This is a genomic window from Pseudomonas sp. C6002, from assembly GCF_013385805.1.
GTDB lineage: Bacteria > Pseudomonadota > Gammaproteobacteria > Pseudomonadales > Pseudomonadaceae > Aquipseudomonas.
Map to the genome: position 1 here is coordinate 28598 of NZ_JACAPH010000032.1, position 20354 is coordinate 48951.

Annotated in this window: 20 protein-coding genes and 1 tRNA gene; 12 read left to right on the forward strand and 9 right to left on the reverse strand. The window is 59.8% G+C overall.

All coding sequences use genetic code 11. The features are described 5' to 3' along the window. Positions 1-131 precede the first annotated feature (131 nt). Entirely contained in the window at positions 132-1574 is a 1443-nt protein-coding gene (mgtE, locus tag HX817_RS23545; protein WP_003214265.1) for a magnesium transporter, read from the forward strand. A gap of 103 nt (positions 1575-1677) precedes the next feature. On the opposite strand, the gene HX817_RS23550 is transcribed toward mgtE, so the two are convergent. The 3 genes from HX817_RS23550 to HX817_RS23560 form a co-directional block, all read right to left on the reverse strand. Beyond that, positions 1678-2004, reverse strand: a complete 327-nt coding sequence (locus HX817_RS23550) for an Arc family DNA-binding protein (protein ID WP_003175643.1) — start codon at positions 2002-2004, stop codon at positions 1678-1680. A gap of 435 nt (positions 2005-2439) precedes the next feature. Further along, on the reverse strand, positions 2440-2619 hold the full coding sequence (locus tag HX817_RS23555) for a PA3371 family protein (RefSeq protein ID WP_003214263.1): 180 nt from the start codon (positions 2617-2619) through the stop codon (positions 2440-2442). Positions 2620-2639: 20 nt separating this feature from the next. Continuing rightward, entirely contained in the window at positions 2640-2867 is a 228-nt protein-coding gene (locus HX817_RS23560) for a hypothetical protein (RefSeq protein ID WP_102604982.1), read from the reverse strand. Positions 2868-3203: 336 nt separating this feature from the next. On the opposite strand from HX817_RS23560, the gene HX817_RS23565 reads away from it, so the two are divergent. Both HX817_RS23565 and HX817_RS23570 read left to right on the forward strand, forming a co-directional pair. After that, positions 3204-3280: transfer RNA gene (locus tag HX817_RS23565), tRNA-Arg, on the forward strand. Positions 3281-3622: 342 nt separating this feature from the next. After that, positions 3623-5005 (forward strand): MFS transporter, encoded by a 1383-nt coding sequence (locus tag HX817_RS23570; protein ID WP_003214260.1) that lies wholly within the window; start codon positions 3623-3625, stop codon positions 5003-5005. Between the two features lie 60 nt (positions 5006-5065). Here HX817_RS23570 and HX817_RS23575 read toward each other — a convergent pair whose 3' ends face one another. From HX817_RS23575 to flgA, 4 genes are all read right to left on the reverse strand, one after another. Beyond that, the gene (locus HX817_RS23575) at positions 5066-5815 is read right to left on the reverse strand and encodes a flagellar brake protein (RefSeq protein WP_087694479.1); all 750 of its coding nucleotides are present in this window, start codon (positions 5813-5815) and stop codon (positions 5066-5068) included. 95 nt (positions 5816-5910) lie between these two features. Further along, a complete protein-coding gene (flgN, locus tag HX817_RS23580; RefSeq protein ID WP_003214256.1) occupies positions 5911-6378 on the reverse strand; it encodes a flagellar protein FlgN in 468 nt (155 codons plus the stop codon). Positions 6379-6426: 48 nt separating this feature from the next. Then, a complete protein-coding gene (gene flgM / locus HX817_RS23585; protein WP_003214254.1) occupies positions 6427-6750 on the reverse strand; it encodes a flagellar biosynthesis anti-sigma factor FlgM in 324 nt (107 codons plus the stop codon). A gap of 142 nt (positions 6751-6892) precedes the next feature. Further along, positions 6893-7657 (reverse strand): flagellar basal body P-ring formation chaperone FlgA, encoded by a 765-nt coding sequence (flgA, locus tag HX817_RS23590; protein WP_032899382.1) that lies wholly within the window; start codon positions 7655-7657, stop codon positions 6893-6895. An 80-nt stretch (positions 7658-7737) separates the two neighbouring features. On the opposite strand from flgA, the gene HX817_RS23595 reads away from it, so the two are divergent. The 6 genes from HX817_RS23595 to flgE all read left to right on the forward strand — a co-directional run bounded on the left by HX817_RS23595 (position 7738) and on the right by flgE (position 12738). Further along, positions 7738-8670: a chemotaxis protein CheV gene (locus HX817_RS23595; protein WP_003214250.1), complete on the forward strand. Its 933-nt coding sequence runs from the start codon at positions 7738-7740 to the stop codon at positions 8668-8670. 43 nt (positions 8671-8713) lie between these two features. Next, positions 8714-9541 carry a protein-glutamate O-methyltransferase CheR gene (cheR, locus tag HX817_RS23600; RefSeq protein WP_003214248.1) on the forward strand — a complete coding sequence of 276 codons (828 nt, stop codon included), beginning with the start codon at positions 8714-8716 and terminating at the stop codon, positions 9539-9541. Between the two features lie 234 nt (positions 9542-9775). Next, on the forward strand, positions 9776-10183 hold the full coding sequence (gene flgB / locus HX817_RS23605; RefSeq protein WP_003214246.1) for a flagellar basal body rod protein FlgB: 408 nt from the start codon (positions 9776-9778) through the stop codon (positions 10181-10183). Between the two features lie 3 nt (positions 10184-10186). After that, entirely contained in the window at positions 10187-10639 is a 453-nt protein-coding gene (flgC, locus tag HX817_RS23610; protein ID WP_003214244.1) for a flagellar basal body rod protein FlgC, read from the forward strand. Between the two features lie 16 nt (positions 10640-10655). After that, a complete protein-coding gene (gene flgD, locus HX817_RS23615; protein ID WP_003214242.1) occupies positions 10656-11384 on the forward strand; it encodes a flagellar hook assembly protein FlgD in 729 nt (242 codons plus the stop codon). 31 nt (positions 11385-11415) lie between these two features. Continuing rightward, positions 11416-12738, forward strand: a complete 1323-nt coding sequence (flgE, locus tag HX817_RS23620; protein ID WP_003214240.1) for a flagellar hook protein FlgE — start codon at positions 11416-11418, stop codon at positions 12736-12738. A gap of 364 nt (positions 12739-13102) precedes the next feature. Here flgE and HX817_RS23625 read toward each other — a convergent pair whose 3' ends face one another. Beyond that, complete coding sequence (locus HX817_RS23625; RefSeq protein WP_008435294.1) at positions 13103-16000, reverse strand: ribonucleoside-diphosphate reductase subunit alpha; 2898 nt, start codon at positions 15998-16000, stop codon at positions 13103-13105. Positions 16001-16804: 804 nt separating this feature from the next. Here HX817_RS23625 and HX817_RS23630 point away from each other — a divergent pair. Further along, positions 16805-17530: a response regulator gene (locus tag HX817_RS23630; RefSeq protein WP_087692787.1), complete on the forward strand. Its 726-nt coding sequence runs from the start codon at positions 16805-16807 to the stop codon at positions 17528-17530. Beyond that, complete coding sequence (locus HX817_RS23635) at positions 17527-19137, forward strand: ATP-binding protein (RefSeq protein WP_003214234.1); 1611 nt, start codon at positions 17527-17529, stop codon at positions 19135-19137. Before HX817_RS23630 ends, HX817_RS23635 begins: the two co-directional genes overlap by 4 nt. Here HX817_RS23635 and HX817_RS23640 read toward each other — a convergent pair. Further along, positions 19134-19850, reverse strand: coding sequence for a 4'-phosphopantetheinyl transferase (locus HX817_RS23640; RefSeq protein WP_177041358.1), 717 nt, complete (start codon positions 19848-19850; stop codon positions 19134-19136). The two genes, HX817_RS23635 and HX817_RS23640, sit on opposite strands and share 4 nt — an antisense overlap. A gap of 180 nt (positions 19851-20030) precedes the next feature. On the opposite strand from HX817_RS23640, the gene HX817_RS23645 reads away from it, so the two are divergent. After that, positions 20031-20339, forward strand: a complete 309-nt coding sequence (locus HX817_RS23645; protein ID WP_003214230.1) for a hypothetical protein — start codon at positions 20031-20033, stop codon at positions 20337-20339. The last annotated feature ends 15 nt before the right edge of the window (positions 20340-20354 follow it).

The window sequence follows — 20354 nt, forward strand, 5'->3', positions numbered from 1 at the left end:
TCAGCCCCGCCGGGGCTTGTGGAACACCTCCATGGACTTACCCAGTAGTTACTCAGTACCCCGTTTTACCAATCATGAATTGACTGATTGATCCTTCCGGCGTGCCCCGCTGCTGGGAGTGGAGTTCGCCTATGACCGAAGTTGAAGTAAAGAAAACACAAGAAAGCCTGCAGGATCGCCTGGCTCAAGTCGTCGAGCTGCTGCAGCGCCAGCGCGTGGTCGAAGACCTGACGCATCGCCAGGAAGGCGCGAACAACGACCGGGTCGAGAACCTGGTCCACCGGCAAAACCTTGTCGAGTTGCAACGCAAGCTCGATGACCTGCACTCCGCCGACGTTGCCTACATCCTCGAAGCCTTGCCGCTGAATGACCGCCTGACCCTTTGGCAGTTGGTCAAGGCTGACCGCGACGGCGACATCCTCCTCGAAGTATCCGACTCGGTCCGTGAAACGCTGATCGCCGACATGGACGATCACGAGCTCCTGGCGGCCGCCAAGGACATGGATGCCGACGAACTCGCTGACCTGGCTTCCGAGCTGCCGCGTGACGTCGTCCATGAGCTGATGGAAACCCTCGATGGCCAGCAGCGCGAGCGTGTGCGCTCGGCGTTGTCCTACGACGAGGAGCAGGTCGGTGCGTTGATGGACTTCGAGATGGTCACCATCCGTGAAGACGTCAGCCTGGAAGTGGTTCTGCGCTACCTGCGCCGGTTGAAAGAGCTGCCAGGCCACACCGACAAGCTGTTCGTGGTCGACTACGAAGGGATCCTCAAGGGCGTACTGCCGATCAAGCGCCTGCTGGTCAATGATCCGGACAAGAAAGTCGCGGACGTCATGGCCAGTGACCCGGTGAGTTTCCATCCTGACGAAGACGCTTACGACGCGGCCCAGGCGTTTGAGCGTTATGACTTGATCTCGGCCCCGGTGGTCGACAAGAACGGCAAGCTGATCGGCCGTCTGACCATCGATGAAATGGTCGACCTGATTCGTGAGGAGAGCGAAAGCGAAGTCCTCAACATGGCCGGTCTGCGGGAAGAAGAGGATATTTTTGCGTCGGTCTGGAAGTCCCTGCGTAACCGCTGGGCCTGGCTGGCGGTGAATTTGATTACCGCGTTTATTGCTTCGCGGGTGATCGGCCTGTTTGAAGGCTCCATCGAGAAGCTCGTGGCCCTGGCTGCACTGATGCCGATTGTGGCGGGTATTGGCGGTAACTCGGGTAACCAGACCATCACCATGATCGTCCGCGCCATGGCGCTGGATCAGGTGGGGACCGGGCATGGCAAGCGTTTGATGCGCAAGGAGCTTGCGGTCGCGCTGATCAACGGCCTGGTGTGGGGCGGTGTCATCGGTATCGTGGCGTACCTGCTGTATGGCAGCTGGTCGCTCGGCGTGGTCATGACGGCGGCCATGACGCTTAACCTGCTGCTGGCAGCGTTGATGGGGGTTCTGATTCCAATGACCCTGGTGCGCCTTGGACGAGACCCGGCGATGGGCGCCAGTGTGATGATCACGGCCATGACCGACAGTGGCGGCTTCTTCATCTTCCTGGGCCTGGCAACCATCTTCCTGCTTTGATCCCTTCCATGGATCGGGGGCATTTGCCCCTTGATCCTTTCCTGACCAAATCCCGGGCAAAAAAAAGCCAGCGCATGGCTGGCTTTCAGCTTTCAGTTGCCAATCAGTTGGCTTCTGCAGCTGCCTCAACGTCGTGGGCGATCAGCGAGACGAGAGCATTTTGCTGGCGGTGGGAGAGCTGACGAAAACGCTGCAGCAGTTCGCGTTCGTGCAGTGACAGCTCGGGGCTGTCCAGGCGCATGCTCAGCTCGTCGCCCAGCGCACCTTCCTGAATCAGGCTTTGTTCCAGGCGTGCGATGATTTCAGAGTTCATGCTGCGGTGATGATTGCGAGCCACCTCGGCAATGCGTTCCCGCATTCCGTCTGGCAGACGTACGACGAACTTGTCAGCCGTACGGCTGGAATAAATTGCCTGTTTCAATGGGCGCATATATTTAACCGGTTAGTTCAGGGGAGCGGTTTTTGGAATTGGCCGCAAGATGCATGTTAGGACAAGGTTTGCTGCCAAATGTTCAACCTGAATTGCAAAGAGGCCGCATCATGCCTCAGATTTGCCAGTTCCTTGGCGTCAATTCTGTGACAAATATTGAACCGGCTACCGGCTTTATGCCAGTACTCATTTCAAAATTTGCGGACTGGTTGGAAAACTTTCCGCGGACGCACCCAAATGAGTGTTGAGCCCGCAGACCCTGGGCGCAAAAGGCTTTTCGGGCGCACATCCTATAGCAATATGGCCTTTTGCCCTTAACTTTAAGATTAGTGGCAAATTGCCAATTTACGAATGCGGAGCGACATATGGTCGGCTGTCCGGACGGACAAGCCGAGGCGTGGCAGCGATTTTAGCGAGGGCGACGAGCGGGGGGATTCAGCGCAGTACGGGATCGAATTTGATGCGGCGACCAATGAAGACTGCCAAGACCCACAGGCTGCCAAACACGCCGGCGGCGACGAAGGAGACTGTCTGTACGTCTTGCGACAATACGTTCAGGCCGAGGCCGGCGGCGGCCAGTGCCAGGGTCAGAAACAGCCAGGCGGACTTGTTCATGGAATGCTCCGGTAAGCGGTTCAGAAAACCCAGTGTTCAGCGGCAGGAGCAGCTTGAGTGCCCTGGGTCAGTTGCAGTGGGGATTGCATGTTCGGCTTCATGACAGCCAGTTGCGGGCGCTGTTGCAGGTGATGGGGAATCGCCTGGCTGACCTGCGCGGCGTCGTCGGAAGTGGTGGACTGAAAATGGAACATCACCAGCGCAGCCAGTGCAACGGTATTGAGGGCTAGTAGAAGTGCGCTGTTCATGTGCATGTTCTCCGCAGATGGCTGGGCCGGACTGTATTTGTAGGATAAAGGATTGCAGGTGTCGTGCCAGTCTTTAATTGACAATAAATTCTTTAAAATCAAACATTTATATAGTGTCCAGATTGCCATGCTGTTGCAATTTGCAATGATGGCATTTTGGGGGAGTGCATTTTGCACGATGGTCCGAACCGTCCGTAATCGTTGAGCGCAATACCACCGGCTGTCACTGGCATGGGCCTACACTCAAAAAGCCAACGGACGACATGACAAAATTCACCTGCGCCGTTAACATGCACGCCGTCCGTCGCCGTGCCCATCGCCGGTTGGCTGTCATTAGTCCCAGTAGCTCAATTGGATAGAGCATCCCCCTCCTAAGGGGAAGGTTGGCCGTTCGAACCGGCCCTGGGACACCACTTCACCGTTGCTGCCCAAGCGGCCTCGACGTCCGCAAGCCCCGATCAGATTTATCTGGCGGGGCTTTTTTGTGGCCGGGCGTTTGAGTGCGGCAGTCTTTTCAAACACCAACCGAACCTTGCCCGCGTTTGAGGTTCACACGGGAGGCAAGAGCGGGGCGGCGCAAGTATTCGTCTGCATCCTGTACCTCGCGGGTGACTGGCGAGCGTCTGACACGTAGCCAATTGGCATGAGCAAAATATTCCCCGGCAACCGCATGTTTTGGCTGTCCGGACCCGACGACCCGGGACTATCATTCCGGTAGTCCTGACACCCACAGCAAGGAGCCGCTCGGAACGCCGATGCGCCAGATCTGGAAACCTTTTCGAGCCCTTTATTTTGCTTCCCTGATGATGCTGATCGGCTCTGGCCTGCTCAGTACTTACCTGGCCTTGCGCCTGGCGGCAGATCACGTCGACAGCCTGTGGGTCGGTGCGTTGATGGCCGCCAACTATTTTGGCCTGGTGTTGGGGGGCAAGATAGGTCACCGCCTGATTGGCCGCGTCGGGCATATCCGGGCCTACGCCACCTGTGCCGGGATCGTCGGCGCGGCGGTGTTGGGCCACGGGCTGATCAACTGGCTGCCAGCCTGGATTGTGCTGCGGATGATTGTCGGCCTGGGCATGATGTGCCAGTACATGGTCATCGAGAGCTGGCTTAACGAACAAGCTGAAGCCAAGCAACGCGGTGCGGTGTTCAGCGGCTATATGATCGCCTCGTACCTGGGCCTGGTGCTGGGCCAGTTGATCCTTGTGATGCACCCGCAGTTGGGGCTTGAGTTGCTGATGCTGGTCGCGCTGTGTTTTGCGCTGTGCCTGGTGCCGGTGGCCATGACTCGCCGCATTCACCCGGCGCCGCTGCATCCGGCGCCGATGGAGCCGCGCTTCTTTATCAAGCGGGTGCCGCAGTCCCTCAGTACGGTGTTGGGGGCCGGGCTGATCGTCGGCTCGTTCTACGGTTTGGCGCCGCTGTACGCGTCTCAGCAAGGGCTGACCACCGAGCAGGTCGGCCTGTTCATGGGGAGCTGCATTTTCGCCGGGCTGCTGGTGCAGTGGCCATTGGGCTGGCTGTCCGATCGATATGACCGCGCGCTGTTGATTCGCTGTTTCGCCTTGTGCCTGGCGGTGGCCGCGTTGCCGTTGGCGATCATGACCCAGGTACCACTGGAAGTGCTGTTCGTCGCGGGCTTTCTCTGTTCCCTGGTGCAGTTCTGCCTGTACCCGCTGGCCGTGGCGTTTTCCAACGACCACGTCGAGGGCGATCGCCGGGTGTCGCTCACCGCGATGTTGCTGGTGACCTATGGCATCGGCGCCAGTGTCGGCCCGCTGTTGGCCGGTGTGGTGATGAAGCTGTTCGGCAGCCATATGCTGTATGCGTTTTTCAGCGTGTGCGCATTGATCCTGGTGTGGCGCATCCGGCCCAAGGCGGTCACCAACCTGCATCAGGTGGACGACGCACCCCTGCATCACGTGGCGATGCCCGACAGCATGTCCAGCTCGCCCCTGGTAGCATGCCTCGATCCGCGAGTGGACGAACAGGTGGTGCAGGACCAGATGCAGACCGCCGTTGTGGATCCCGAGCCGGAAGTCGATCCCGAACTGGATCAGCCGGAGCCTGTCACCGAGCCACCAGAGCATCCGGACCCGGATGATCACCCCCACGACTTGAGCAGGGCGCGCCCCTGAAAGCAAAAACGGGCAGCCCCCTTGAGGGACTGCCCGTTTTTTTGTCGCGACCTTTATTGTTTAAAGGTCGTCGTCCTTGTCAAACCGGCGCGCTTCACGCTGCAGTTGATACACAAACCGCTCGACCTGACGCTGCACCAGCCCGCTCATGTTATGAAAACGTAGGCCGGCGAAGGTGGTGTTGATCCTTTCTTCGAAGTGCAGGTAACGCAGTTCTACCGAGGTGGTCATGCTGCCAAAGGGTAGCGCGGCGATAAATCGGTCGTAGACCTGGCCCAGTTGCAGGCGCTCGGAAATATCCCCTTCGAAGCGCAATTTGCAGCCGGTGGCGGAAATATCCAGCAACTTGCCGCTGATGGGGGCCTTGAGTTTGTCGCCGCCCAGTTCGACGCTCACCAGTTGCGCCAGCTTCAGCGCCGCGCGGAAGGCGTTGCGACGCTGATGGTAAATCACCTCGCCAGGCATGCTGCCGCGGTAAATACGGTGGCCGCCGGCTTCATCGAGGGTCAGGGTGCCGTTGCTTTCCCAGGCTACCCGCACCCCCTCGTGAAAACCTTCGATCCGGAAAGCTTCGCCATTCTCGAGGTAGCGTTCGCCGTCGCGCGGGACCATTTCGTCCAAGGCCAGTGTCTTGCTGTCCCGGTCGATTTCCACCAGGTAGCTTTGAAACCGCTGGTTGCGTTCATGGAAGGTGATGATCAGCGGATCATGGCTTTCTTGCAGCATCCGCAAGGTGCCAGCGATTTCCAGCGGCGTGGTGAGTACCTTGGGTGGCTGCGGAGCATCTTCCGCGTTAAGGGCGTTGAACACGGTTCTTCCATCTCCAGACAAAATACGACTACACGCAAGTGCTGTCATTTTGCCAGTATGTGGCGCGACTTGGATAGGGCGCGCTCAAACTGGTTTCAGGCTTGGCTGCGGGTGCTTGGCTTGGCCAGGCGTGAGGTGGAGCCTTGAGCGTTGTAGAGAGCCGGAGGCTCGCCGCCGTGGAGGATACGCAACTGATTGGCGGTCGTGGCTTGCTGAAGCTGGATGGCCTGGCCGTTGAGGAGGTTGGTTTCCTGGCACAGGGTCAGCAACTGGTTGAGTTCTTTGCTCTGGGCCAGCAACTGGTCGCCCACCGTGGAGTGGCTGGCGAGTTGTTCCAGGCCCTTGTGGTCGGCCGTGAGGCCCAGGCTGATCAGAATCTGGCTGCGCTTCTTGCCGTGCTGTTCCAGCAGGACGATCAGCGATTGCTTGCGCGCCAGGATTTCTTCCAGCATGCGCATGTCCCGGCCGTACAGGGCCAGTGATTCTTCTCGAAGGAGCTCCAGCAGCTGCTGTGCGGGAGGCAGGTCTTCAATGATCAGTTGTAGCAAGTTTTCGTCGTGCATGGCTGGCCTTGGGGTTTAAGCGTCCAAAAGCCTGGCGCAGGCCTTTGCCTAGCGCTCGGCTTCGAAGTTAAGCAGTTTGCTGGCTACACGGTTGCTGTCGACCTTATAGCTGCCATCGGCAATCGCCTGTTTCAATTCGGCCACACGGGCTTTATTGACAACTGGCTGATCGCTCAGCGAGTCAGTGACCTTCTGCAACTGTTGAGCCTCATTGCTCAGGTGTACCGATTCCCCGCTTTGGCTCGCACCGGCCTGTTCTGTCTTGGCAGGCAGAGGCTGGGACTTGGCTTCAACGCTGTCTTTGGCACCGTTGGTGCGCGAAGAACCGGGCGTTGGCAGGGCGTTATTCAAACGACTGAAATCGATGACCATGTTAAAAAAACCTCTGGGTATTTGGACGCTTGCCATGTTTTCGGCCATACCCGGACAAACTTTAGGCTCGATTGACAATAAACCTATGCGCGATGCCGCTTTGCGCACAGTGTAGGAAAAGCTGGCGTCCGATGCCAGTGATCTATAAAGCCACCTCAACCTGCCCCGGCGCAGTCACCCGGGCCTTGATCACGCGGTTGGAATTCAGGTTCTTGACGCGAATCTGTTCACTCATGCCGCCGTTGGACAGGGCTTCCCCCGGCATTTTTACATTCAGGCCACCGCTGCTGGCGGAAATCACCACCTGGTCACCTTTGCGCACGACTTCGGCCTGCTCGAGATGGACCAGGGTAATCACCTGGTCGGCGACCATTGGTCGGGTAAGTTTCTGCCCGAGTGCCTGGTCAAGGGACGTGAGGTAGCTCTGGGTGATCATGCTGATGTCGCGCTCGCGCATCGCGACGTCATCATAACCAATGATTCCGGTACGTTTCAGCGGGCGCGTCACCACCACCACTTCGCGAAACAGTTTGACCTGGGCGGGCACGAACACCGTCCAGGGCGAGGCGCCTTCGCAGCGCACTTTCACGGTCACGCGCCCGATGGGCTGGGCGGGGCTTTCCAGGGAGGCTGTCAATTCTCTGTCGCACATGGGCATGCGCAGGCGCGGATCCAGCTGGTTGACCTGGATTTCGTAGCGGCCCGGTGTCTGCGTCGTGGCCAGATAATCTTCTACAGTGAACTCAAGAAAGCCTTGAGTGACGCCGATAAGCAGATCAGGCAAGGTGACGTTATCGGCGCGGGCCGGCTGGCCCGTAGCCAAGGCAAGCAACGCCATCGAGACGCAGAGCAATCTGCGGTACTGTGGGGATCGGAGGCGTCGGGAAACTGTCGTTTTGATGTCCATGGCCAATAAAAAAGCAAAGCTCGTGCCGTTTAGTGTTGGGTGCGCGTCGTACCCCTAAGTTTTAGCGTAGGAGTCTGGGCATGGCCGGTGTAATGGATTCAGTGAACCAGCGCACACAGCTGGTGGGGCAGAATCGCCTGGAGTTGCTGTTGTTCCGTCTGGACGGCAAGCAGCTGTACGGGATTAATGTCTTCAAGGTTCGCGAAGTGCTGCAGTGTCCCAAGCTGACAATAATGCCCAAGTCCAGCCCGGTGGTTTGCGGTGTGGCCAATATCCGTGGCGCGACCATCCCGATTCTTGACCTGGCAATGGCCACCGGTTCGGCGGGGTTGCAGGACCGCGAGAGCCCATTCGTGATCATTACCGAGTACAACACCAAGACCCAGGGTTTCCTGGTGCGCTCGGTGGAGCGCATCGTCAACATGAACTGGGAAGAGATCCATCCGCCGCCCAAGGGCACCGGTCGCGATCACTACCTCACGGCGGTGACGCGGGTCGACAACCAGTTGGTGGAAATCATCGACGTGGAGAAAATCCTCGCCGAAGTGGCCCCGACCTCCGAGGCGATATCGGTGGGCGTGGTAGACGCCGAAACCGCGCACAAGGCGATCTCGCTGCGGGTGCTGACGGTGGACGACTCTTCGGTCGCGCGCAAGCAGGTGTCCCGTTGCCTGCAGACCGTTGGGGTCGAAGTGGTCGCGCTCAATGACGGTCGCCAGGCCCTGGATTACCTGCGCAAGCTGGTGGATGAGGGCAAGAAGCCGGAAGAAGAATTCCTGATGATGATCTCCGACATCGAGATGCCGGAAATGGACGGCTACACCCTCACGGCCGAGATACGCAACGACCCACGCATGCAAAAACTACATATCATCCTGCATACTTCGTTGTCGGGTGTATTCAATCAGGCGATGGTCAAGAAGGTCGGTGCCGATGACTTCCTGGCCAAATTCCGCCCTGATGACCTGGCATCCCGGGTAGTCGACCGGATCAAGGCAGCAGATCACGGCTAGGGGCCTTTTCCCTGGCGGTCACACGATTTAAGAGGCGGTATCATTGTCTACGGGTAATTTGGATTTCGAACAGTTCCGGGTCTTCCTGGAAAAGGCCTGTGGCATATTGCTCGGTGAAAACAAGCAGTACCTGGTATCCAGCCGTCTCAACAAACTGATGGAGCAGCAAGGCATCAAGTCCCTCGGGGAGTTGGTGCAACGGATCCAGGGCCAGCCACGCAGCGGGCTCAAGGAGATGGTGGTCGACGCCATGACCACCAACGAAACCTTGTGGTTTCGCGATACCTATCCGTTTGAAGTGCTCAAGAACAAGGTGCTGCCCGAGGCGATCAAGGCCGCTCCCGGCCAGCGCCTGCGCATCTGGTCGGCCGCCTGTTCGTCGGGACAGGAACCGTATTCGATTTCGATGGCCATCGATGAGTTCGAGCGGACCAACATGGGCCAGTTGAAGGCCGGGGCGCAAATCGTGGCCACGGATTTGTCCGGCACCATGCTCACCAACTGCAAGACCGGCGAGTACGACAGCCTGGCGCTGGGGCGCGGGTTGTCCCAGGAGCGCTTGCAGCGTTTCTTCGATCCCAAGGGAGCAGGGCGTTGGGCGGTCAAGGCGCCGATCAAGAGCCGGGTGGAGTTTCGTTCGTTCAACCTGCTGGACAGTTATGCCAGCCTGGGCAAGTTCGACATGGTGTTTTGCCGCAACGTGCTGATCTACTTCTCGGCCGAGGTGAAGAAAGACATTCTGTTGCGCATCCACGGCACCCTCAAGCGTGGCGGTTATCTGTTCCTGGGGGCTTCCGAGGCGCTGAACGGTTTGCCGGATCATTACCAGATGGTGCAGTGCAGTCCTGGAATCATTTACCAGGCCAAGTGATGAGTGCTTGAACAAAAAGGGAGGCCTGCACAGGCCTCCCTTTTTTTATGGCCGCAAAGCGGCAAGCCCTCATTGCCGCTTTACTGGCGTTTCGCGGAAACCCTTTGCCGCTTTTCTGGCATTGCCGCCGGCAATTCCCTCGCAAACCCTTGATTTACGGGGCTCAAGCAACTTGGCATGGCCCTTGCTAAATCCTTGTTACGAAAAGCAGGTCAGCCCCTAAAGGTTTCCGCCATGAGCATCAGCTTCGATAAAGCGCTCGGTATCCACGAACAAGCACTGGGCTTTCGCGCCCAGCGTGCCGAAGTCCTGGCCAACAACATCGCCAACGCCGACACCCCGAACTACAAGGCTCGGGACCTGGACTTCTCTGCCGTGCTCGCCGCCCAGCAAGACAAGACCAAGAACGGCACCTTCGCCCTGAACATGACCAACAGCCGTCATATCGAGGCGCAAGGCCTGGGCAATGGTGACGAGTCGCTGCTGTATCGCACGCCGATGCAACCGTCGATCGACCAGAACACCGTGGACGCCCAGTTGGAGCAATCGGCCTACGCCGAGAACTCAGTGAACTTCCAGGCCAGCTTCACCCTGCTCAACAGCAAATTCAAAGGGCTGATGTCAGCCCTGCGTGGAGAATAAGCCATGTCCCTCGCCAGTGTTTTCAATATTGCCGGTAGTGGCATGAGTGCGCAGACCACGCGCCTCAACACCGTCGCCAGTAACATCGCCAACGCCGAGACCGTGTCTTCGAGCATTGACCAGACCTACCGCGCCCGGCACCCGGTGTTCGCCACCATGTTCCAGGGCGGCCAGGGCGGCCAGAGTGGCAGCGGCGATTCGCTGTTCCAGAACCAGGATGCCGCAGGCCAGGGCGTGCAGGTGCTCGGTGTGGTCGAAGACCAGAGCAACCTCGAAGCCCGCTACGAGCCGAACCACCCTGCCGCGAACGAAAAAGGGTACGTGTACTACCCCAACGTCAACGTGGTCGAGGAAATGGCCGACATGATTTCCGCCAGCCGCTCGTTCCAGACCAACGCGGAAATGATGAACACCGCCAAAACCATGATGCAGAAGGTCCTGACCCTGGGTCAGTGATAAGGGGCGCCAAATAATGGCCATTGTTGATAACAGTTCGACGAACACGGCAGTCCAGGACCTTTTTAACTCCAAGGTCAAGACGGCGACAGATAACACCAGCGTCGGTGACGCCGCCAAGTCGGCGACGGGCAACCAGGCGATGGGCAAGGACGCGTTCCTGCAATTGCTGGTGACCCAGCTGAAAAACCAGGACCCGCTGTCGCCCCAGGACAATGGCGCGTTCGTCGCACAGTTGGCGCAGTTCAGCAGTCTGGAAGGCATCAACAACCTGAATGACTCGGTGAATGCGATTTCCAGCAACTTCAGCTCCTCCCAGGCGCTGCAGGCTTCGTCGCTGGTGGGGCGTTCGGTCATCACCCAGACCGACAAGGCGATGGTGGATACCAGCAAGAGCATGACCGGTTCCGTGGCGGTGACGGCGGCGACGGGCAACGTCTCCGTCAAGATCACCGACAAGGATGGCAACGTCGTTCGCACCATCGACATGGGCGCCCAGAGCGCCGGCAACTCCAGCTTCGTCTGGGACGGCAAGACCGATGCGGGTGAGACGGCGCCACCCGGCACCTACACCTTCAATGCCACCACCAAGAATGACAAGGGTGACTCGGTGGCCCTCGCCACCTCGCTGCCGGCAACGGTGACCAGCGTAACCCTGGGCACGAACGGCGCTGAAATGGTGCTGAACCTGGCGGGCGGCCTGGGCAGTATCAAGCTGTCGCAAATTCAGACTATCGGTACATAGAGCCGGCTAAATACGGCAAAAGGAGAGAACAATGTCTTTTAACATCGGCCTTAGCGGCCTCTATGCGGCCAACAAACAACTGGACGTGACGGGTAACAACATCGCCAACGTCGCGACCACCGGCTTCAAGTCGTCCCGTGCGGAATTCGCGGATATCTACGCGGCTTCCAAGCTGGGTACCGGCCAGAACAGCATCGGCAATGGCGTGAACCTGGCGGCCGTGTCCCAGCAGTTCACCCAGGGTGACGTCAACAACAGCGGCGGCACGCTCGACATGGCGATCCAGGGCGGCGGCTTCTTCGTGCAGAAGGGCAGCGACGGTTCGCTGGAATACACCCGCAACGGTGCGTTCCGGGCCGACAAGGACGGCTACATCACCAACAACACCGGCACCTCGCGCCTGCAAGGCTACGCAGCGGATGCAGATGGCAACATCCAGAAGGGCGGCTTGACCGACCTGCAGCTCAACCTGTCGTACCTGCCGCCGAAGGCTTCGAGCAAGGTGGATTCCACCAGTAACCTGAACTCCTCCGAGACGGCGATCGACCAGACGGCGCACCCGTTTGATCCGACCAAATCGGACAGCTTCACCACTCAATATTCCACCACGCTCTACGATACGCAGGGCAACGCGCATCCGATGGTGCAGTACCTGGTGAAGACCGACTCCAACACCTGGAAGTCCTACACCCTGATCGATGGGCGCAACCCTGACGGCTCGCCGATCAGCGGCACCGGTACTGACGTGAAAGCGCCAGTCGCCTCGACGCTGTCGTTTGACACCTCCGGCAAGCTGACCGGGATCGTTACCCCGCCAGCCACCGCTTCCAATACCACCCTGACCATTTCCGACTGGAAGCCGGGCGGCCTGGTCAATGGTGTCTGGACGCCTAACGGTGCGGCCGCCAACGCAGACGGCGTGGCCGTCAACATGGGCAACATCACCCAGTACAACTCCGCCACCTACCGCAACCCGCCGACCACCGATGGCTACGCCACCGGGCAAATCACCGGGCTGAAAATCGACGGCAGCGGCGTACTGTTCGCCACGTTCAGCAACCAGCAGAGCAAGGCCATCGGCCAGATCTCCCTGGCCAGCTTCAACAACGAGCAGGGCCTGCAGCCAGCCGGCGGCACCACCTGGAAAGAAACCTTCGCGTCGGGCCAGCCGGGTTTTGATACCCCGCAAGTCGGTACCCTGGGTTCGATCGTGGCCAACTCCCTGGAGAACTCCAACGTCAACCTGACCAACGAGCTGGTGGACCTGATCAAGGCCCAGAGCAACTATCAGGCGAACGCCAAGACCATCTCCACCCAAAGCACCATCATGCAGACCATCATTCAGATGACCTGATGTTGTCGCTTTAACTCGCTTTACCGAAAAGCCCCTCGCGTGAGGGGCTTTTTTTTGGACGTTCAGATAACGCCTATAGGTGGGGGCGTCACAGGCGGATACACGGCTGTCGGAACGGTACAAGGCCAGCCGGGCGATATCTGGAGCGGATTCAGTCAGGGCTCCGGCGGCAACTGCATCACTGTTTCAGCGATAAAAGCCGCCATGATGCACGTCGGCCAGAAGCCCACCGATGTTTTCAAGGAGGTGAAATACGTGCGCGAATCGCGACGGTGTTGTTCCAGGCAAAAGAAAACCCCCGATACGCCGTAGGCCTATCGGGGGTTTTTCAACCTTGGGTGGTTAGACCCAGGGTGTGCTCAGCTTATTGGCAAGCTTCGCAATCCGGCTCGTCGATCGCGCAGGCTTTAGGCACTGGCGCCGGGCCGGCAGGTGCGGCGAGAACCGAATCATCACCGTGGTTGCCGCCGCTGGAAACAGCGTTCAGCTTGCCGGTGTTGATGGTCGACTTCTCGGTGCTGGTGGCAGCCAGGGCACGGAGGTAGTAAGTGGTTTTCAGGCCACGGTACCAGGCCATGCGGTAGGTCACGTCGAGCTTCTTGCCCGATGCGCCGGCGATGTACAGGTTCAGCGACTGAGCCTGGTCGATCCACTTCTGGCGACGGCTGGCGGCGTCGACGATCCACTTGGTGTCCACTTCGAAGGCAGTCGCGTAGAGCTCTTTGAGTTCTTGCGGGATGCGCTCGATCTGCTGCACCGAACCGTCGTAGTACTTCAGGTCGTTGATCATGACCGAGTCCCACAGGCCGCGGGCTTTCAGGTCGCGAACCAGGTACGGGTTGATCACGGTGAATTCGCCCGACAGGTTCGATTTCACATACAGGTTCTGGTAGGTCGGTTCGATCGACTGCGACACGCCGGTGATGTTGGCGATGGTGGCGGTCGGTGCGATGGCCATGATGTTGGAGTTACGAATGCCTTTCTGCACACGGGCACGTACCGGCGCCCAGTCCAGGGATTCGTTCAGGTCAACGTCGATGTACTTCTGGCCACGTTGCTCGATCAGGATCTGTTGCGAATCCAGCGGCAGGATGCCTTTGGACCACAGCGAACCCTGGAACGTCTCGTAGGCGCCACGCTCGTCGGCCAGGTCGCAGGAAGCCTGGATCGCGTAGTAGCTGACCGCTTCCATGGACTTGTCGGCGAACTCGACTGCAGCGTCCGAGCCGTAAGGAATGTGCTGCAGGTACAGCGCGTCCTGGAAGCCCATGATGCCCAGGCCGACCGGACGGTGCTTGAAGTTGGAGTTCTGCGCCTGGGGTACCGAGTAGTAGTTGATGTCGATAACGTTATCGAGCATGCGAACGGCGGTGTTCACGGTGCGTTCCAGCTTGGCGGTGTCCAGCTTGCCGTTGACGATGTGGTTCGGCAGGTTGATCGAGCCCAGGTTGCAAACGGCGATCTCGTCCTTGTTGGTGTTCAAGGTGATCTCGGTGCACAGGTTCGAGCTGTGGACCACGCCCACGTGCTGCTGCGGGCTGCGCAGGTTGCACGGGTCTTTGAAGGTCAGCCATGGGTGGCCGGTTTCAAACAGCATGGAGAGCATTTTGCGCCACAGGTCTTTGGCCTGGATGGTCTTGAACAGCTTGACCTTGCCCGGGTATTCGGTGAGGGCTTCGTAGTACTCGTAGCGCTCTTCGAAAGCCTTGCCGGTCAGGTCGTGCAGGTCCGGTACTTCGGATGGCGAGAACAGGGTCCACTTGCCGTCATCGAAGACGCGCTTCATGAACAGGTCAGGGATCCAGTTGGCGGTGTTCATGTCGTGGGTACGACGACGGTCATCACCGGTGTTCTTGCGCAGCTCGATGAACTCTTCGATGTCCATGTGCCAGGTTTCCAGGTAGGCACATACAGCGCCCTTGCGCTTGCCACCCTGGTTCACGGCTACGGCGGTGTCGTTCACTACTTTGAGGAACGGTACAACGCCCTGGGACTTGCCGTTGGTGCCCTTGATGTACGAACCCAGCGCACGCACCGGGGTCCAGTCGTTACCCAGGCCGCCAGCGAATTTGGACAGCATGGCGTTGTCGTGGATCGCGTGGTAGATGCCCGACAGGTCATCCGGCACGGTGGTCAGGTAGCAGCTGGACAGCTGTGGACGCAGGGTACCGGCGTTGAACAGGGTCGGGGTCGACGACATGTAGTCGAAGGACGACAACAGGTTGTAGAACTCGATGGCACGGTCTTCTTTCTGCTTCTCTTCGATCGCCAGGCCCATGGCCACGCGCATGAAGAACACTTGCGGCAGTTCGAAGCGGATCCCGTCCTTGTGGATGAAGTAACGGTCGTACAGGGTTTGCAGGCCCAGGTAAGTGAACTGCTGGTCGCGCTCGTGGTTGATCGCCTTGCCGAGTTTTTCCAGGTCGAAGGTGGCCAGGATCGGGTTCAGCAATTCGAATTCGATACCCTTGGCGATGTAGGCCGGCAGGGCCTTGGCGTACAGGTCGGCCATCTCGTGGTGGGTGGCGCTGTCGGCGACTTTCAGGAAGCCCAGGCCTTCGGCACGCAGGGTGTCCATCAGCAGGCGCGCGGTGACGAACGAGTAGTTCGGCTCACGCTCGACCAGGGTACGGGCGGTCATCACCAGTGCGGTGTTGACGTCGGTCAGGGCCACGCCGTCGTACAGGTTTTTCAGGGTTTCGCGCTGGATCAGGTCGCCATCGACTTCTTCCAGGCCTTCGCAGGCCTCGGTGATGATGGTGTTCAGGCGGCCCAGGTCCAGCGGTGCAAACGTACCGTCGGCCAGGGTGATGCGGATCGACGGGTGAGCTTGTACGGCAGCTTCTTCGGCCGGGGAACGTACGGCACGTTCCTTGGCGCGCGAGTCACGGTAGATCACGTAGTCGCGGGCGACTTTCTGCTCGCCGGCACGCATCAGGGCCAGTTCGACCTGGTCCTGGATTTCTTCGATGTGAATGGTGCCGCCCGATGGCATGCGACGCTTGAAGGTTGCGGTGACCTGTTCGGTCAGGCGGGCAACGGTGTCGTGGATGCGCGACGAGGCAGCAGCGGTGCCGCCTTCAACTGCAAGAAACGCTTTGGTGATCGCGACGGTGATTTTGTCATCGGTGTAAGGAACGACAGTGCCGTTACGCTTGATCACGCGCAATTGGCCGGGCGCGGTGGCGGACAGATCCAGGTTCGAATCAGCGGCCTGCGGCACGGAGCCCTGCGGGTTCTCGCGAGTTGTGTCGGTTTGCATGGGGGGTTGTCTCCACATTCTATATTTATTTGGGCACCATCACGGTGCCCACCGTTCCGTCCTGAAGCACTTACAACAGGCCAGGGGCCTGGCATAACAACTTCGGGACAGGAGGAAGGGAGCTGTTCGCACCGCTTCCATGCCGAAGTCTTCGGTTACAAGCCTTGGGGCTCTTTACCGTATTCCTGGTGGGTGACAGTTTCGTACTGCAACACCCGTACCGTTTTCGCCTGATCGGGGCAGAAAGCGGCTGCCATCCGCGTGCGCGGTTTGGTCTTCTGAAAAAGGCTTAAGTTCACCAAACAGGAGCAAGAAAGAGCTTGAGTTTCTTGTCTGATTTGTGTTTGGTCTTTTCGCTGAAAACCCTACATGTAGGGTTTTTTTGGCGACGACCTACAAGATAATGCGTTTTGGGGGGCTTAGCAACGGACTACCTGTGGATAACGCTGTGGGTAAAATGTGTATGAAACGTGGAATGGCCGTGTAGGCCGCAGTACTGCTGCATTGCGCCGTTTGTCACCGAATATTCCGAGGTAAAAACAACTGGTTGGATTTTTGCGGGCGCGAACCCTATCACAAAAAAACACGATGTCCGAACGCATTTGCGCGCTTGTGGCAGAGGGCCGGCCCGTTGCTACAATCGGCGGTTATCCATACAGTTTATGCCTCGCCTACATGACAACTGTAGGAGCGGGCTTGCCCGCGAAGGACGTCAACGATGACGCTGGAAACCTGAATAAACGCGGCGCCCTCGAGTTTTCTCGGGCAAACCCGCCCCTACAATAATTAGAACCGAGGTAACGCATGGAGCAAGAAGCCTGGCAGGTATTGATTGTCGAGGACGACGAGCGACTGGCCGAGTTGACCCGTGACTACCTGGAGAGCAACGGCTTGCGGGTGTCGGTGGAAGGCAATGGCGCCCTCGCGGCGGCGCGGATCATCGCCGAGCAGCCGGACCTGGTGATCCTCGACCTGATGTTGCCCGGTGAAGACGGCCTGAGCATTTGCCGCAAGGTGCGCGAGCGCTACGACGGGGTGATCCTGATGCTCACCGCGCGCACCGACGACATGGACCAGGTGCTGGGCCTGGACATGGGCGCCGACGATTACGTGTGCAAACCCGTGCGTCCACGCCTGTTGCTGGCACGCATCCAGGCCCTGCTGCGGCGCAGCGAAAGCGTCGAGCCGGCACTCCCCGAAAAACAGCGGCGCCTGCAATTCGGCCCGCTGGTGGTGGACAACGCCCTGCGTGAAGCCTGGCTGCATGAGGGCGGCATCGAACTGACCAGCGCCGAATTCGACCTGCTGTGGTTGCTGGTGGTGAATGCCGGGCGGATCCTGTCCCGGGAAGAAATCTTCACCGCCTTGCGCGGTATTGGCTATGACGGCCAGGACCGCTCCATCGACGTGCGCATCTCGCGCATCCGCCCGAAAATCGGCGACGACCCCATCCACCCACGCCTGATCAAGACCATTCGCAGCAAAGGCTACCTGTTCGTCCCCGAAGCTGCGGCTGACCTGACGCCGTGAACTCAATCTTCCTGCGCATCTACGGCGGCATGTGCGCGGCGCTGATTCTGGTGGCGTTGCTCGGCGTACTGGCCTTGCACCTGCTCAATGAAGTGCGCAGCGGCCAGTACCGCGAGCGCCTGGCCCACGGCACCTTCGCGCTGATGGGCGACAACCTGCAACCCATGAGTGCCATCGAGCGCCGCCGCGCCCTGGCAGTGTGGGAGCGCTTGCTGGGTATCCCGCTGCAATTGCAGACCGTGGCGGAGGCGCACCTGGACCTGACCCAGCGTAGCCGTCTGCAACGCGGCCAGGTGTTGGTGGAGCAAACCGGGCCTCACGCGGCCAGGGTGCTGCGCTTGGTCAGTGACCAGGAGCAACTGTTGCTGACCGGTGAAGTGCAGCAAATCAGCGAACAACTGGCCCGCGCGACGATTTACCTGCTGGCCGATGAGCTGGTGCGTTTCCCGGTGGCGGAGCAACCGCAGAAACTCGCAGACCTGAAGGAAGCCAAGGGCTTTGGTTTCGAGATGCACCTGGTGATGCTCAATCAGGCTGATATGGACGAAGACCAGCGCCGCCGCGTGTCCGAAGGCGATACCGTGATGGCCCTGGGCAAGGGTGGGGATTCGATCCGGGTATTTGCCGGCATGGTCGGCACGCCGTGGGTCCTGGAAATCGGCCCGCTGTATCAGATGAATCCGTACCCGGCGCAATGGCTGATCCTGATTGCGCTGATCAGCCTGACCTTGATCGGCTTGATCGTCTATTTATTGGTGCGCCAGCTGGAGCGGCGCTTGAGTGGCCTGGAAGCCGCCGCCACGCGCATCGCCAAAGGCAGCCTTGAAGTGCGGGTGCCGGCCCGCGGCGCCGATTCGGTGGGGCGCCTGGCGGCAGCGTTCAATGGCATGGCCGAGCACCTGCAACGCCTGTTGGCAATTCAGCGCGAACTGGTGCGGGCGGTGTCCCACGAATTGCGCACCCCGGTGGCGCGCCTGCGGTTCGGCCTGGAGATGATCGGCGACGCGGCCACGCCTGAAGCGCGGCGCAAGTATATGGAGGGCATGGACAGCGACATCCAGGACCTCGATGGCCTGGTGGACGAAATGCTCACCTACGCGCGGCTGGAACAGGGGGCGCCGGCACTGAATTTCCAGCGGGTCGACCTCAATGCGTTGCTGGATCAGGTAATTGATGAACTGTCACCGCTGCGCCCGGAAATCAACGTGGCGCGGGGCATCTGCCTGTCCTCGGCGCATTGGGACGATGCATGGGTGGAGGCCGAGCCGCGTTACCTGCACCGTGCCCTGCAAAACCTGGTGAGCAACGCCATGCGCCACGCCCAGGGGCAGGTGCTGATCAGTTACCAGGTGGGCCAGGTGCGTTGCCGCATCGACGTGGAAGACGACGGGCCGGGCGTACCGGAAAGTGCCTGGGAGCGGATTTTCACGCCGTTCCTGCGCCTGGATGACAGCCGGACCCGCGCGTCGGGTGGGCACGGCCTGGGGTTATCCATTGTGCGGCGGATCATCTATTGGCACGGCGGCCGGGCGTTGATCAGCAAGAGCAACAATCTGGGTGGCGCGTGTTTCAGCCTGAGTTGGCCACGGGATCAGGAGAAGGTCTAGGCCTGGACGGCCACCAGGCTCAACAACTGCCCGCCATCCACCGCAAACTGCGCCTCCAGCTCCTTGCCATGGCACCACTCTGCGGACAGGTCCGTCAGCAACCGCAGCCGCGCATGGCCGGTATCCGACCACTCCAGCAACTCGGCATGCTCAAAATAAAAGCGCTTCTGCACGATCGGGTAGAGCGCCTTGAACAGGCTCTCTTTCGCCGAAAACGTCAGCGTCACCAGTTGCGCAACCTGCTCCCGCGGCCCGGCGGCCATGCGCAGCAATTCATCCGGTGTGAGGATCTCCCCGGCCAGGCGTTCCGCCCGCTCCAGGGTCAGCAGGTTCTCCAGGTCCATCCCCAGCCCGCGCCACTGTGACTTGTGGGCGACGATGGCCGCTGCATGGCCGGTGCTGTGGGTGATCGAACCGCTGATGTGCGCGGGCCAGACCGGCGCGCGGTCCTCGCCGATCGCCGGCACGCAATCCAGCCCGTCCAGCTGTTGCAGGGCCGCGCGGGCGCACAGGCGACCGGCCAGGAACTCCGCCTGCCGCTTGGCCACCGAACGCTGGATGCTCGCGGGTGGCGGCACGGCGCTGCGCTGGAAATCGCCGATGGCCAGCAGGGCCGGGTCAAAACGGGTGCTCAGCAAGACCGTGCCGGGCAAGGCATCGGGCAACGGCCAATGGGCGTCAAGTGGGGTGCAGCAGGCGGGTAGGGAATTCATGCCGGGTATTTTGCCGAGTTGCAGGGCCGCTGGATAGCCTGCGGCCGGGGATACGTAAATAACTCTTTACACAGTAGCCGGCCTCGGTTCAGCCCAGGTTCAGAGAGTGTTCAGGGGGAGTTCAGGGGCGTCTGCGTAGTCTGGCCCCGTACCCAAAGCCCAAGCGTATGAGGTAGCACCATGACTGCGATCAAGAAGCTGATGTTGGCCTTAACCATGCTCAGCGCCACCGCTGGCGTCCAGGCCTCTGATTCGAGTTTCGCGGGTTTCTCCAAGGAGAAGAGCAAAAAACCCTACAGCCTTCTCCAGCGGGTGAGCTTCGAGGATGCCGGTGAACAGGCGGCTCCATGGGGCCAGTCCCTGGGCCAGCACACCCCGCAGTCAGACTATCGCGTGGGCAACGAAAACCTGTCAGGTCACTTCAACGGCAGTAAATTGCGCCAGCAAGACCTGCAGGGCCGCTATGATATACCCCAGTTGGAAAGTTGATTTGCCTTGGAGAGC

Bases quoted from the DNA above. Each gene is read 5' to 3' on its own strand.
- flgM (WP_003214254.1), bottom strand. From the start codon at position 6,750: ATGGTCATCGATTTCAGTCGTTTGAATAACGCCCTGCCAACGCCCGGT.
- HX817_RS23570 (WP_003214260.1), top strand. From the start codon at position 3,623: ATGCGCCAGATCTGGAAACCTTTTCGAGCCCTTTATTTTGCTTCCCTG.
- flgB (WP_003214246.1), top strand. From the start codon at position 9,776: ATGAGCATCAGCTTCGATAAAGCGCTCGGTATCCACGAACAAGCACTG.
- HX817_RS23560 (WP_102604982.1), bottom strand. From the start codon at position 2,867: ATGAACAGCGCACTTCTACTAGCCCTCAATACCGTTGCACTGGCTGCG.
- HX817_RS23555 (WP_003214263.1), bottom strand. From the start codon at position 2,619: ATGAACAAGTCCGCCTGGCTGTTTCTGACCCTGGCACTGGCCGCCGCC.
- mgtE (WP_003214265.1), top strand. From the start codon at position 132: ATGACCGAAGTTGAAGTAAAGAAAACACAAGAAAGCCTGCAGGATCGC.
- HX817_RS23550 (WP_003175643.1), bottom strand. From the start codon at position 2,004: ATGCGCCCATTGAAACAGGCAATTTATTCCAGCCGTACGGCTGACAAG.
- HX817_RS23630 (WP_087692787.1), top strand. From the start codon at position 16,805: ATGGAGCAAGAAGCCTGGCAGGTATTGATTGTCGAGGACGACGAGCGA.
- flgE (WP_003214240.1), top strand. From the start codon at position 11,416: ATGTCTTTTAACATCGGCCTTAGCGGCCTCTATGCGGCCAACAAACAA.
- HX817_RS23645 (WP_003214230.1), top strand. From the start codon at position 20,031: ATGACTGCGATCAAGAAGCTGATGTTGGCCTTAACCATGCTCAGCGCC.
- flgD (WP_003214242.1), top strand. From the start codon at position 10,656: ATGGCCATTGTTGATAACAGTTCGACGAACACGGCAGTCCAGGACCTT.
- HX817_RS23595 (WP_003214250.1), top strand. From the start codon at position 7,738: ATGGCCGGTGTAATGGATTCAGTGAACCAGCGCACACAGCTGGTGGGG.
- HX817_RS23625 (WP_008435294.1), bottom strand. From the start codon at position 16,000: ATGCAAACCGACACAACTCGCGAGAACCCGCAGGGCTCCGTGCCGCAG.
- flgC (WP_003214244.1), top strand. From the start codon at position 10,187: ATGTCCCTCGCCAGTGTTTTCAATATTGCCGGTAGTGGCATGAGTGCG.
- flgN (WP_003214256.1), bottom strand. From the start codon at position 6,378: ATGCACGACGAAAACTTGCTACAACTGATCATTGAAGACCTGCCTCCC.
- HX817_RS23640 (WP_177041358.1), bottom strand. From the start codon at position 19,850: ATGAATTCCCTACCCGCCTGCTGCACCCCACTTGACGCCCATTGGCCG.
- flgA (WP_032899382.1), bottom strand. From the start codon at position 7,657: ATGGACATCAAAACGACAGTTTCCCGACGCCTCCGATCCCCACAGTAC.